Annotated in this window: 12 protein-coding genes; 3 read left to right on the top strand and 9 right to left on the bottom strand. The window is 36.7% G+C overall.

The genetic code is table 11. The features are described from left to right. Window positions 1–34: 34 nt before the first annotated feature. The 7 genes from NF867_RS11755 to serS form a co-directional block, all read right to left on the bottom strand. Window positions 35–640: a thioredoxin domain-containing protein gene (locus NF867_RS11755; RefSeq protein ID WP_252588194.1), complete on the bottom strand. Its 606-nt coding sequence runs from the start codon at window positions 638–640 to the stop codon at window positions 35–37. Window positions 641–719: 79 nt separating this feature from the next. After that, a complete protein-coding gene (locus NF867_RS11750) occupies window positions 720–1319 on the bottom strand; it encodes a hypothetical protein (RefSeq protein ID WP_252588193.1) in 600 nt (199 codons plus the stop codon). Between the two features lie 74 nt (window positions 1320–1393). Next, on the bottom strand, window positions 1394–2392 hold the full coding sequence (locus tag NF867_RS11745) for an aspartyl protease family protein (RefSeq protein WP_252588192.1): 999 nt from the start codon (window positions 2390–2392) through the stop codon (window positions 1394–1396). A 178-nt stretch (window positions 2393–2570) separates the two neighbouring features. Then, entirely contained in the window at window positions 2571–2759 is a 189-nt protein-coding gene (locus tag NF867_RS11740) for a hypothetical protein (RefSeq protein WP_252588191.1), read from the bottom strand. A 78-nt stretch (window positions 2760–2837) separates the two neighbouring features. Further along, window positions 2838–3155, bottom strand: coding sequence for a hypothetical protein (locus NF867_RS11735; protein ID WP_252588190.1), 318 nt, complete (start codon window positions 3153–3155; stop codon window positions 2838–2840). A gap of 86 nt (window positions 3156–3241) precedes the next feature. Beyond that, a complete protein-coding gene (locus NF867_RS11730; RefSeq protein WP_252588189.1) occupies window positions 3242–4066 on the bottom strand; it encodes an HlyD family secretion protein in 825 nt (274 codons plus the stop codon). A 284-nt stretch (window positions 4067–4350) separates the two neighbouring features. Further along, window positions 4351–5622, bottom strand: a complete 1272-nt coding sequence (gene serS / locus NF867_RS11725) for a serine--tRNA ligase (protein ID WP_252588188.1) — start codon at window positions 5620–5622, stop codon at window positions 4351–4353. Window positions 5623–5753: 131 nt separating this feature from the next. Here serS and rsmI point away from each other — a divergent pair, with 131 nt between their 5' ends. The 3 genes from rsmI (at window position 5754) to NF867_RS11710 (ending at window position 9799) form a co-directional block, all read left to right on the top strand. Continuing rightward, window positions 5754–6494 (top strand): 16S rRNA (cytidine(1402)-2'-O)-methyltransferase, encoded by a 741-nt coding sequence (rsmI, locus tag NF867_RS11720; RefSeq protein WP_252588187.1) that lies wholly within the window; start codon window positions 5754–5756, stop codon window positions 6492–6494. A 99-nt stretch (window positions 6495–6593) separates the two neighbouring features. After that, on the top strand, window positions 6594–8240 hold the full coding sequence (lnt, locus tag NF867_RS11715) for an apolipoprotein N-acyltransferase (protein ID WP_252588186.1): 1647 nt from the start codon (window positions 6594–6596) through the stop codon (window positions 8238–8240). A 272-nt stretch (window positions 8241–8512) separates the two neighbouring features. After that, on the top strand, window positions 8513–9799 hold the full coding sequence (locus NF867_RS11710) for an acetyl-CoA hydrolase/transferase family protein (RefSeq protein ID WP_252588185.1): 1287 nt from the start codon (window positions 8513–8515) through the stop codon (window positions 9797–9799). A 143-nt stretch (window positions 9800–9942) separates the two neighbouring features. Here the strand turns inward: NF867_RS11710 and NF867_RS11705 are convergent, their stop codons facing one another. Both NF867_RS11705 and NF867_RS11700 read right to left on the bottom strand, forming a co-directional pair. Continuing rightward, complete coding sequence (locus NF867_RS11705; RefSeq protein WP_252588184.1) at window positions 9943–10848, bottom strand: ROK family protein; 906 nt, start codon at window positions 10846–10848, stop codon at window positions 9943–9945. Window positions 10849–10972: 124 nt separating this feature from the next. Next, window positions 10973–12661 (bottom strand): NAD+ synthase, encoded by a 1689-nt coding sequence (locus tag NF867_RS11700; RefSeq protein ID WP_252588183.1) that lies wholly within the window; start codon window positions 12659–12661, stop codon window positions 10973–10975. Between the last annotated feature and the right edge of the window lie 40 nt (window positions 12662–12701).

The following is a 12701-nucleotide window of genomic DNA, read 5'->3' as shown; positions in this document are numbered from 1 at the left end:
ACCGATCTTAAGTTTTTAGAGCTAATAGCTAATCTTATAATAAAGATGCTAAAGGTAGTTTTTTAAGTGCCTTTAAATTTTCTTCTCTAGTGAACTCCCACGTTGTGTGAAATAAAAATTTGTTCGAAGAATCAAATACGATATAGCTGCAATAAGCCATCTTTCTAGTATTGCACTCAGAACACAATTGTGATATAAAATTGGTTATTCTCGAAAGGCCTCTAGATTTTTCCCCATAAATATTTTTATCAAGAATAAATGCAGGTTTATAGTAAAATAGATGATTTTTAAGATAGCGATAATTATAAATCAATCTATCATATTTGTCGCCAGTAATTAGAAATAGTTCAAAGTTGTTTTGATGCTCTTTGAAGAAGGAAATTAAGCCCGGCATTTCATTTCTGCATGAGTCGCACCAAAAAGCATAAAATAATACTACCTTATATTGTTTTTTTGACAGTTTCACTAATGAATCTATTGAGTGAAAATCTGAAAAGTAAATTTTTACAGTACTATCCTGTGGATTGTAGCTAAGTATTTCAGGGATATTAGTTAAGGCATCTTTTAATTTGTAAGGCTGAGTTTGTGAAAAAGCAGGGAAACATAATAAGTTAAGAATAAGAAGCATTTTATAGTTCATAGGCTAAAAAGAAGTGGTATAATTATGATGGGAAAGAAGGCATTTTTAAAAGAATAAGGGGACAATACCCCTTATTCTTTTATTGTAGATTTATTCGGTACCCTCCAAAATGACCTAAGTGTTTATTAAAAGGATAATATCCTTTATTAAAAGTAATATTTTTCCCCAGTTTCATTTTAGTGTTTAAAGTGAAATTCTCTTCAATAGGGAGTGATAATAAAATTTCAGGAGTAGGAATTGGCAAAGGTTTACTAAGCAGGATTTCAATATAGTATTGTTTCCTTTGATTATCATATCTCAAAAATGTTGAATGGTTTGTTGTTCCAGACAATACAGATTGACCAGAGTTTTCTGTATGTTGGGACTGAATTTGATTTTCTGATGTTGGAAACCAATCTGCGTTGCATAATCCCCAACCTCCACATTTTTTGCTTGCCCTTCCCCATTCCTCCCATTCTACGATTAAAATGCCGTCTTCCTTTTCATTTCTATATATTGATGATTCGTTTACAAAATATTTACTAGCATTTTCTGTACAAATAGTCTTTGCAATTATAGTTTCGTGTTCAAGAGAATATTGATCATCGTTAAAATGCTCCTCTTTTGAACAACTTATAAGTATTAATCCCCAAATTAAAAGTGTGCTAAATCCATTTAATAATGATTTTGTAATTTTCATAGGTCAGAGTTTTAAGTAATTGTTTGATATTTTATTAAACTATATAAAAGATCTATTTTCATAGATGGGTGTTTTTATTGTGAATATATGGTTAGTGGAGTATTCCAGTTCTCTGCCTTAATTGACACAGACTCTTTTTTAAGCATATCAGAAATCTTACTCTCAACTTCACACCTGATCTGTGGTGTAATATTTTCCAGATTAATATTGTTTAATTGAACTATTTTACAGCCAAGATACAACCCTGCTTTATCCGCAGCAGATCCTTTTAGTAGTCCACTGACAGTAGCCTTGTTATTTAAAATGGTTATTTTAAGTCCAATTGTTTTGGTCGTATAATATTTTCTCTCTATAGGTTTATGAATAAATAGATTTTTAGACAAATAATCTATGGTAACAATATTATTTTGAAGCAGATCCACTCCAATGAATCTATTATTTCCTGAAAACAAAATGTGTAATTGATTGACTTGTTTTTGATTGAGTTTAGGGTCTTTTAAAGTCAGTTTCGGAATGCTTAAAGATGTATTTTGAGTATGGAGTGAATTTATAAGTTTAGAATAATATTTTAAGCTATCGGAATAAAATATAGTGTCATTAGATCTAAGATTAACATCTCCTCTAAATCCCGTATCAAATATTAATTTTTTAAAAGGATGGTCATTTATGGTCAAATCAAGATAGATTAATCCTTCTCTTAACTTAAAAGGAGCTCCTTCGGTTTTATTCTTTATAATAGAACTTTCAGAAAAACTTAATTTAAGACTTTCATAATCAATAGTCCAACTGCCTCTTTTTAAGACATTACTACCAATAATCCCATCGATATTCTGACATGGAAATAATTGGTTTAAGTCAGCCACAATAGCCTCTACATCAAAAAACTTATACCCCTCTATTGTAATAGAATCAATTTTGATCATCGGAACTCTTTGTGTATTGCCGTAAAAGTCAGTGTTGATAACATATCTGTTAACGCGGTAATTTGATTTCTCAACAATGGTAGTATTTAGGATGCAGATGTTTGAGCCAGTATCAAAAAGAAGGGTTTTTCCAGGTCCTCCATCACCCAAATTAATATTGGTTAAAAAAACAAGACCGTCGTAATTTATAAATGGTGCTGTAAATTTACTCAGCTGGTTAATTGATTTTGATTGTTTATACGAAAGATTACATGAGTTTATTACTAATAATAAGCTTATCAATAAAGGAGAGATTCCTTTATTGATAAGTTTGCTAAAATAGATCGAACTATTGCTCAACTCTTTGACCATCAACATACACTTGAGTTCTATCATTTTTGTCTGTTGCTGCTAAATAAGCAATTGCAACTATTACCCCAACTACTAATAGTTCAAGTAAAAAACCTCCATTAGTTTCATTCATTTCTGAGGCATTAAGTACTTTTAGCCCTAGATTGTTTAATTCTTGTTCTTTCATTTTCTTGTTAGTTTTTTCAACAGACAACCTTTGCCTGTTCACCTCGACTTTATTCAGCTTCGGTATAACAAGAATAAATTATAACACTCTGATAAAATCAGAGTGAAAATTAGATTTATAAAAAGCATATCCACCATTTGCTTGCTGCTCCAAATCAGTAAGTATTTTGAACGCACAGTTTATTTCTATTTCAAATGGAACGGAATAATAATAGCTTTTCTTGATTCTGCAGTATTCTATAGGTGCACCTTGTATTTTTAATTCATCTACAATGCAATATAAGTGACTGGTACTTAAATTAAACTTTTTTGCCAATTCAGTTGGAGTTCCGGTTTGTTTTCGCTTAATTAAAAGATGTAGGCGTTTTAATCGCTCGAGATAATCAAATAGTTTCATAGATAGATATAAGTTTTGTTAAGAGTAAATATCTTTATCTGCCTTCCTCCCGTATATTAACAGGTCCCATCACATTTCCAATAACTTTAGAGCCTTTTATGGCAAATTGTTTCCCCTTTCTGAATCTGACCGCCTTCATATTTTCCTGTAAATTGCTGAAATGTGCGACTTATTAGAGCCATTATTTCGGTTTGACCCCAATCTTTCTCCAGTTCATTTTGTTCGGCCTTTAAGCGGGTTAAAGCAAGTGTATTATTAGTTTTTTCTTCCTGCCAAATGCTTCGCTGCTGTTCAACGAATGCTTGTAAAGCGGCTTTTGCTTTATTAAATTCAAAATTGTAATCTCGGAATTCTTTCAGTGCAATTACTTTCTGATCAAACAATTTCTTATTCATTTCATAGTTTGATTGTGCTTTTTCGAATATGGCTTGCTGTTCAAGGAAGGAATATCTGAATTTACTAAACTGCTGCTTAAATAGTGGTGACACTAATTGATTTAATGGAATCTCACTTTTTAAGTCAATTGAGATAAGTAGCTTAAGGTCTTCGTCATAATGAAGATGCTCCTGAAGGGATAACTCATTTTCGGAAAGCTTGCTTTTGTTGGATTCGCGATCAAGAATTAATAATGTTTGACCTTTTAAAACTTTCATTCCATCGTAAACATATATTTGTGAGATGGAACCAGCGTTCAGAGGTTTTACCTCATATTTTTCCGTTATAGGTCTAACTCTAACTATACCTCCACTTTTAATTGATATATCCACTCTAATAAATGGAAGTAAAAGCAAGACTGTAAGTATAAAAGCTAAGATACTGTTGTAAATAATCAGGCTTTTAATTTTTAGCTGAGGCAACCATAATTCAGAAGTAAAGTCGATTATTTCGACAGGGAAAATTTTGTTATTCATGGAAGCAATAAAATTCTATAGTTTTAAATAGCTGCTGAGCTTAATCAATAAATAGATGTTGTCGAGCAATTTAAATACGAAGAAAAAATTCTAAAGAATAATATTTAACAAAATGACTTTTCTGTCAGTTAGAAGGTAAAACAGAAGTCTTAACAAGGAGATTTATAAGGATCAATGCCTCTAATATACTCTGACTCTTAAGTATTTCCCCTTATTCAAAAATCTCATCAACAAAAAAGGGAACGCATTCGGCGTTCCCTCTATAATAGTTTCATTAAAACTCATTAATCAATATACTCGAACTTAGTATAAGGCACCAATGCTGCCGGAATTTTGATCCCTTTTTCGGTTTGGTTATTCTCCAATATTGAAGCCACAATACGCGGTAAAGCCAAGGCACTTCCGTTAAGGGTGTGTGCCAACTGTGGCTTACCTTCTTTGCCTTTGTAGCGCAGTTTTAAACGATTAGCCTGGAAGGTTTCGAAGTTGGAAACCGAGCTAACCTCTAACCAGCGCTGCTGGGCGGTCGAGTACACCTCCATATCGTAGGTTAAAGCAGAAGCAAAACTCATATCACCACCGCATAAACGTAAAACGCGGTACGGCAACTCTAACTTTTGCAGCAAGGTCTGCACATAGGTGCTCATTTGCTCAAGTGTTTCGTATGATTTATCAGGATGAACAATTTGTACAATTTCAACCTTATCAAACTGATGTAAACGGTTCAAGCCACGTACATGCGCACCATAAGAACCTGCTTCACGACGGAAACAAGGCGTATAAGCTGTATTCTTAATAGGAAGATCTTCTTCTTTTACAATTTCATCACGGTACAGATTGGTTACCGGAACTTCTGCCGTAGGAATAAGGTATAAGTTATCTTCGCCTACAAAATACATCTGCCCTTCTTTATCAGGCAACTGTCCTGTTCCAAAACCTGATGCCTCATTAATCACAATTGGAGGCTGAACTTCGAAGTACCCTTCTTTTTCTGCTTCCTCCAAAAAGAAGTTGATCAACGCGCGCTGAAGTTTGGCACCTTTACCTTTGTAAACCGGGAAACCGGCTCCGGTAATTTTGTTACCTAATTCAAAATCAATAATATCGTATTTAGTCGCAAGCTCCCAATGTGGCAATGCCCCTTCTGGCAAAGTTGGAATGGTACCGTTGGTTAATACTACATCATTTTCTTCTGGTGTTGCCCCTGCAGGCACTGAACTATGTGGAAGATTTGGCAACTGAACTAATTTGTTATGCACTAATTGCTCTAACTCACTTAGCTCTTCACCTAATACTTTAATATCTTCTTTTAATAATGAAGTGGTTTCTTTGATCTTCTCAATTTCTTCTTTGCGACCGGACTTTACCAACTCCCCGATGCTTTTTGCCATGGTATTTGACTGCGAAAGCACATTATCTAGCTGTACCTGGGTGGAACGGCGTTTCTGATCCAGGTCTAAAATTTCATCTACCAGTTCGAGCTGTTTAAAGTTTTTTTTGCTCAAACGGGCCAAAACATCCTCTTTATTCTCTCTGATGTAGTTAATTTGCAGCATCGTTTCTCAAATTTGTGCGTAAAGATAGAAAATTTTGATTACGGGTTACGGATTGATGGTTGAAGATTAGCTTGCTACTTTTTTAACATCATGAACTTTTAACTCGTAACTCCCAACTCATAACTATAATCATGACCGGAAAACTATACCTCATACCTACCCCTGTTGGCAACCTGGAAGACATCACCCTTCGGGCCTTACGCATTTTAAAGGAGGTGGACCTTGTTTTAGCAGAAGATACCCGCAACGGAGGTCAGTTACTAAAGCATTTTGGTATCGATAAAAAAATGTTCTCGCATCACCAGCACAATGAGCATAAGGCTGTTGCCGAGGTGATCAAGTTTTTAAAAGAAGGATTAAACATTGCCTTAATAAGCGATGCAGGAACCCCCGGAATATCCGACCCTGGTTTTCTTTTAGTTCGTGAGTGCATAAAAGAAGAGATTGCATTGGAAACACTGCCCGGCGCCACAGCGTTTGTTCCGGCTTTAGTCAACTCAGGTTTGCCTTGTGACCGGTTTTGCTTTGAAGGCTTTTTACCGGTTAAAAAAGGTCGTCAAACCCGTTTAAAAGAGCTCACTGACGAAGATCGTACCATGATCTTTTATGAATCTCCTCACCGCCTATTAAAAACATTGGAAGAATTTATTCAGTATTTTGGGGCAGAACGACAGGCCTGTGCATCGAGAGAAATCAGTAAGGTTTTTGAAGAAAATGTTCGCGGAACGCTAACAGAAATAAAATCGCATTTTGAAAACAATGTGTTAAAGGGTGAATTTGTAGTTTGCGTTGGAGGAAACGAAATCAAGGATAAAAAAACAAAGTATAAAGACAAATATTCAGTCGCTGAAGAAGAAGAAGAAATCGATTGATTTTAGCGTTTTGATTGTAGATTTTAGATTGCAATACGAATCTAAAATCATTAAGTCCTAAATCTAGAATCGTAAATCATTAAATCATAAATAAAATAAATGTTTAAACTAAAGAACTTACTTCTACCCACCTTAACCGGATTATTACTTTGGTTGGCTTGGCCACCGCTCCCTTTCGCTCCTCTTTTGTTTTTTGCTTTTGTTCCCTTATTGATTTTAAACGATCAACTAAAACATACACCAAAAGCTGGCGCGCGGATATTTAGAAACAGTTTCTTTGGCTTTTTTATCTGGAACACTCTTTCGCTGTATTGGATCTATAATGCCGGACAAGAGCTTGGCGTTGCCGGAGCTATCGGTATTGTAAGCGTCCCTTTGTTATTGGGATCCTTACTAATGAGCCTTCCTTTTGTAATGTTTCATCGTGTTCGAAGAAATTTTGGAGAAACAATTGGATTATTTGCGTTGATTTGCTGCTGGATCGGTTATGAATACCTGCACCAGGAATGGCAGTTAGCTTTTCCGTGGATGACCTTAGGGAACGGTTTAGCAGAATATCATCAGCTGGTTCAATGGTATGAATATACCGGAGCCTTTGGCGGCACGCTTTGGATCCTGCTGGCAAATATTATCGTTTATAGCATTTACAAAAAGTATAAACTCCTTAAAACCGAACAAAAATCTCTTACAGGACTAAGCTGGCTCTCGATTAGACTTGCGCTGCATTTAGCCATTCCGCTTGGACTTTCTCTTTGGATGTATAACCATTACCAGGAAGAAGGCAATCCATCTAACGTAGTTGTAGTACAACCTAATGTCGATCCGTTTTCAGAAAAGTTTAATGGATTACCTCCTGAAATGCAACTGGAGAGACTGATCAGACTTTCTGATTCACTTGGCCAGCCTAATACCGAATTTTTCATTTGGCCCGAAACTGCCATTATTCCATTGGTCAGAGAAGATAATCTTCCATATGATCAAAGTGTTGAACTCATTCAACGTTTCTTATCAAAATATAAAAACGGGAATGTGCTTACAGGTGCTGTAACTGTGAAATGGTATAATGATAAGAAAACCTCAACAGCGCGTTATAACAAGGAAAGCAGCAGGTATTACGATGTTTACAATGCCGGCTTATTGATTGAAAATTTGCCAAAAGTTCAGGTTTATCATAAAAGTAAATTGGTACCGGGAGTTGAATCGTATCCGTATTCATCAGTTTTAGGATTCTTAGGAAATATTGTTATTGATTTGGGAGGAACTTCGGGCGGCTACGGAAAAGACAATGCCAACCCGGTGCTTTACACCCAAAGCGGAATTGGGATCGCTCCGGCCGTATGCTATGAATCTATTTTCGGATCATTTATGGCCGATCATGTTTTACGCGATGCTCAATTATTGGCCATTATTACCAACGATGGCTGGTGGAAAAACACCTCGGGCTATAAACAGCATTTGCAGTATGCTAAGTTAAGAGCTATTGAAACCCGCAGAAGTATTGCTCGCTCGGCAAATACTGGTATATCGGCATTCATTAACCAACGTGGCGACATTATTAAACAAACCAGTTGGTGGACGCAAACAGCTATTAAAGCAGATCTTAATTTAAATACCAAACTTACTTTTTACAGCAAATACGGTGATATCATAGCTGTTTTAGGCAGCATTTTCGCCTTTGGATTCATTATGCTTTCTTTCTTGTGGAGGTTTATAAGCAAAGGACGTCCAAAATTTAATACTCAATAATAATTCAACCCAGAGCCATACGTTGAAAACTTTAGATAAAGAGTATATACCCAACAAAACCATCTGTTTTATCCAGGTGGTTTTGTTGTTTTATAAAGACATTGATTTAGTGATATTTACCTTCCATTTTGCTATTCAATAAATTGACTTAAGTCATCTTTTAAACTGGATGATTTTCTTAGAATTGCCAAATTGTAACCTGACTCCCATAAACCCTATATAATTTAGTATCAATTGGGTAAAACAGGTTTGTTAAGATTAGAGCAAAGCTTATGAAACCGCCAATAAATTATCAGAGTCCAGCAGAGGCTTTATCCATTATTCAATCGGGTAACCGCATTTTTGTACAGGGTAGTGCTCAAACACCTGCTTACTTACTGAAAGAATTGGCAAAACAACACAGCCGGTTACAAGACGTTGAATTTGTTTTCATTTCTGTGTATGGAGATATTCATGTCGACAAGCCTGAATATGCCAACAGTTTTTCAATCAATTCTCTTTTTGTTTCAGCATCTGTACGAACCGGTGTTAATGAAGGATTTGCTGATTATGTGCCAGTCTTTTTAAGTGAGATTCCGCGTCTGTTCAAACAGAGTGTACTTCCCATTGATGTGGCCTTGGTGCAGGTTTCACCACCAGATCATCATGGATACTGCTCTCTGGGTGTTTGCGTGGATGTTACCCGGTCGGCAGTGAACTCAGCAAAGTATGTAATTGCCCAAGTAAACCCTAATGTTCCCAGAACTCATGGCGATGGTGTTATTCATTGCAGCCGGTTTCATGCATTGGTTGAGTGTAACGATCCGTTGCATGAAGCCAGTTTTGGAGATAAGGCCACCAAAACTGATCTAATAATTGGTGAATACGTAGCCGGATTGATTGAGGATAGAAGCACTTTGCAAATGGGCATTGGCTCCATACCTGATGCAGTACTGCGTTGCCTTGGCAATCACAAAGATCTGGGTGTTCATACCGAAATGTTTAGCGACGGAATAGTTGATCTTTTTGAAAGAGATATCATTAACAACAAGTACAAAAAGATACATGCGAACCAAACTGTGACGGGTTTTGCGCTAGGAACACGAAAGCTTTATGATTATGTGAGTGACAACCCTGCCTTCCATTTCCTGGATATTGAATATGTGAATGATCCTAATGTGATTAGTTGCAATGATAAAATGGTAGCTATCAATAGTGCCATTGAAATTGATATTACCGGACAGGTGTGTTCCGACTCGATAGGAAGTTACCAATTTTCGGGTGTTGGCGGACAAGTTGATTTTATGAGAGGGGCCGCCATGAGCGAAGGTGGCAAGCCCATTATCGCCTTATCATCCCGAACAACTAAGGGTGTACCGCGTATCGTTCCTTTCTTAAAAATGGGAGCAGGCGTAGTCACCACAAGGGCTCATGTTCACTATGTGGTTACGGAGTACGGAATAGCCAATTTGTTTGGAAAGAATTTCAGACAAAGAGCAAAGGCTCTAATCGATATTGCCCATCCTGATGACAGGGAAGGATTAGAGCGCTCTTGTATGGAACGATTCAAAGTCTTTTAGGGCATGCTAAATCACCGTATCTATTCCGCTTTCTAACCAAATAAATCTATCACTCTCCCCTGAATGGGCAACTGTATTTTGTAAATCATAAAAAAACCGCCTAATAAAATACTAGGCGGTTTTACTATCTAAATAAATATTCCCTAATCAAAACAAAGTGATGCAGCACCCAACAGTCCGGCATCATTACCTAAAGAAGCTAAATAAAGTTTAAGGTCTTTTAGATAATAAGGTGTTAAATAGTGTTCAAGCTGTTTTTTAATACCTGGTTCGATGAACTGATAGGCTGCTGATAAACCGCCTCCAATAATAATGGTTTTAATATCCATAATGCGGATAAAAGAAACCAAGCCTTCGCCCAAAATTTCACCGACTTCGTAAAATACGCTGCGGGCAAATTCATCACCTTCAGTAGCAGCAACTACTGTACGAGTTGCAGAGATAGGCTCTGTGCGGGAAACTTTTGTCGGACCTGAATAAGTAGCCAATCGCTCACCAATCAAATCAATAATCCCTTGTTTACCAATATTCTGTTCAAGCGTTTTATTATTTCTTGATGGAATATGTCCTAACTCCAAACCATTACCATCGCCGCCGGTGAAAATACGACGATCGATCACCGCTGCACTGCCAATTCCGGTTCCCAAGGTAATGAATCCGTAAGTATTAGGAATTCCTTTTTTTGCAAAATGCAGTTCGCCCAAGGCTGCGGCGTTTGCATCATTTTCAAGAAAAATGTCCATTCCAGGAAAACGTTTTTGAAATGCTGACTGCAATTTCGTTCCGTTTATTTCGGGTATTGCAGTAATTTCGATTGGAGTAGAACGGTCTTTAGTAATAGTGCCCGGCAAGCCGATCCCTATCTTTTGAATGTCCTTGTGATTGATCAATCGATAAACAATTCTATCAAGAAGGTTTTCCACGAACTGGCCGTTTTTTCTTAATTCGGCAGTTTCAAAACTTTTGAAATCCTGGATCTCTCCAGTATTGTCAACGATTCCGGTTTTAACGTGATTCCCCCCCACATCTATACCAAGATATCTTTCCATAATAATAATTTGTGTGGGCGGTAAATTTACTTATTAAATTGATTTTTAAAAGACCTTGTTGTAAAAAATACACTTTCCTTAACAACCTAACAACAAGCAAATTACCACTGATTTTAACTACTACTTAAAAAATATATTTACCAACAATAGGCATACGACGACCAACTCCAAAGGCTTTTGACGAAACTCTTAATATTGGTGGTGTTTGATGACGTTTATACTCATTAATATTAACAAGCCTTAATATACGCTTAACAAGGGCTTCATCATAGCCTTGTCCAATTATTTCTTTAGAACTTTTTCTTAATTCGATATACTGATACAACACCTTGTCAAGCACATCATATTCAGGCAGTGAATCACTGTCTTTCTGGTCGGGCCGCAGCTCTGCCGAAGGCGCCTTTGTAATAATATTTTCGGGGATTATTACTCCATTTCTATTTATATGGCGAGCCAAAGCATATACCTGCATTTTATACACATCACCAATTACCGAAAGGCCTCCACACATATCTCCGTAAAGGGTACCGTAGCCAACTGCATTTTCACTTTTGTTCGAGGTGTTCAATAAGATATAACCGAACTTATTCGACATGGCCATTAACAACACCCCGCGGATACGCGCTTGCATATTCTCTTCCGTAAGGTTAAAAGGCAGATCTTTAAACTGAGGTTTTAAGGTTGACTCAAAGGTTTCAAAGATATTTTTAATCGGAATAATTTCATGCTTACAGCCAATGCGATTAACCATATCTATTGAATCATCAATAGAATGATCGGTAGAATATTGAGAAGGCATTAAAACGGGCAATACATTATCTTTTCCCAAGGCTTCCGCGGCTAAAGCCAAAACCACTGCTGAGTCTATTCCTCCCGACATCCCTAATGTAGCCTTATTAAACCCCGATTTGATAAAGTAATCTTTTATTCCTAAAACCAGGGCATTATAAATACGTTCGATGGTTTCGTGTTCGGCAACATCTATTACACTGTTATTATCCTCGTTTTGCCAAGCTCCTTGAATTACTGTTTTGCCAGACTCAAGGGTAATAAAATCACTGTTAAACTCTACGTATGATAAGTCTTCCTCAAAGTATTTCATTTCTTCAACCAAGCGGCCGCTGGCATTCATCACCATTGAACCACCATCGAAAATAAGTTCGGTTTGGGCTCCAATATGATTTACATAGATCAATGGCAAATTGTACTTCTCACAATTATTACCCAAAACCTTAAGCCTGTCTTCACGGTGGCGAAAATCGAAGGGCGATGCAGCAATATTGATCATCAGATCAGGCTTTTGATGAATTAACTCATCCATTGGTGCTTTTACATACAACGGATCTTCATCAACGTTCCAAAGGTCTTCACAAATGGTCAGAGCAATTTTTTTCCCTTTAAATTCAATTAGCTTAAACTCCGTATTAGGTTCGAAATAACGGTACTCGTCAAAAACATCGTAAGTAGGTAAAAGCGTTTTATTCACTTTTGCCTTAACAATACCGTTTTCGAGGAAATATGCAGAATTAAACAGGTTTTTGCCTTCTAATTTTGGATTTACAGATGGCGCTCCAACAATTGCCGCAATGCCTATACATTCAGCCGCAATTAGTCGAATAGCCTCATCGCAATGCTCAATAAACTCTTCGAACTCCAGAAAATCACGGGCAGGATAACCGCAAATGGCCAGTTCTGAGAAAACCACCAAATCTGCATGTTGAACCTTTGCTTCTTTTACTGCTTGAAGAATCTTCTTCGTATTCGATTCAAAATTGCCAATGTGATAGTTTAATTGAGCCAGTGCGATTTTCATATTCAGTTTCAGGTATATTTTTTAAATTGCCACAAAGATA

This window comes from Solitalea agri (genome assembly GCF_023914155.1).
Taxonomy (GTDB): Bacteria; Bacteroidota; Bacteroidia; order Sphingobacteriales; family Sphingobacteriaceae; genus Solitalea; species Solitalea agri.
Note: the sequence above shows the minus strand (reverse complement) of the source record. Positions and strands in the feature narration are given on the sequence as shown.

What these genes read in the sequence shown, in the direction of transcription:
- NF867_RS11755 (WP_252588194.1), bottom strand. Translation starts at nt 640, where the DNA reads ATGAACTATAAAATGCTTCTTATTCTTAACTTATTATGTTTCCCTGCT.
- NF867_RS11750 (WP_252588193.1), bottom strand. Translation starts at nt 1,319, where the DNA reads ATGAAAATTACAAAATCATTATTAAATGGATTTAGCACACTTTTAATT.
- NF867_RS11740 (WP_252588191.1), bottom strand. Translation starts at nt 2,759, where the DNA reads ATGAAAGAACAAGAATTAAACAATCTAGGGCTAAAAGTACTTAATGCC.
- NF867_RS11735 (WP_252588190.1), bottom strand. Translation starts at nt 3,155, where the DNA reads ATGAAACTATTTGATTATCTCGAGCGATTAAAACGCCTACATCTTTTA.
- NF867_RS11730 (WP_252588189.1), bottom strand. Translation starts at nt 4,066, where the DNA reads ATGAATAACAAAATTTTCCCTGTCGAAATAATCGACTTTACTTCTGAA.
- serS (WP_252588188.1), bottom strand. Translation starts at nt 5,622, where the DNA reads ATGCTGCAAATTAACTACATCAGAGAGAATAAAGAGGATGTTTTGGCC.
- rsmI (WP_252588187.1), top strand. Translation starts at nt 5,754, where the DNA reads ATGACCGGAAAACTATACCTCATACCTACCCCTGTTGGCAACCTGGAA.
- lnt (WP_252588186.1), top strand. Translation starts at nt 6,594, where the DNA reads ATGTTTAAACTAAAGAACTTACTTCTACCCACCTTAACCGGATTATTA.
- NF867_RS11710 (WP_252588185.1), top strand. Translation starts at nt 8,513, where the DNA reads ATGAAACCGCCAATAAATTATCAGAGTCCAGCAGAGGCTTTATCCATT.
- NF867_RS11705 (WP_252588184.1), bottom strand. Translation starts at nt 10,848, where the DNA reads ATGGAAAGATATCTTGGTATAGATGTGGGGGGGAATCACGTTAAAACC.
- NF867_RS11700 (WP_252588183.1), bottom strand. Translation starts at nt 12,661, where the DNA reads ATGAAAATCGCACTGGCTCAATTAAACTATCACATTGGCAATTTTGAA.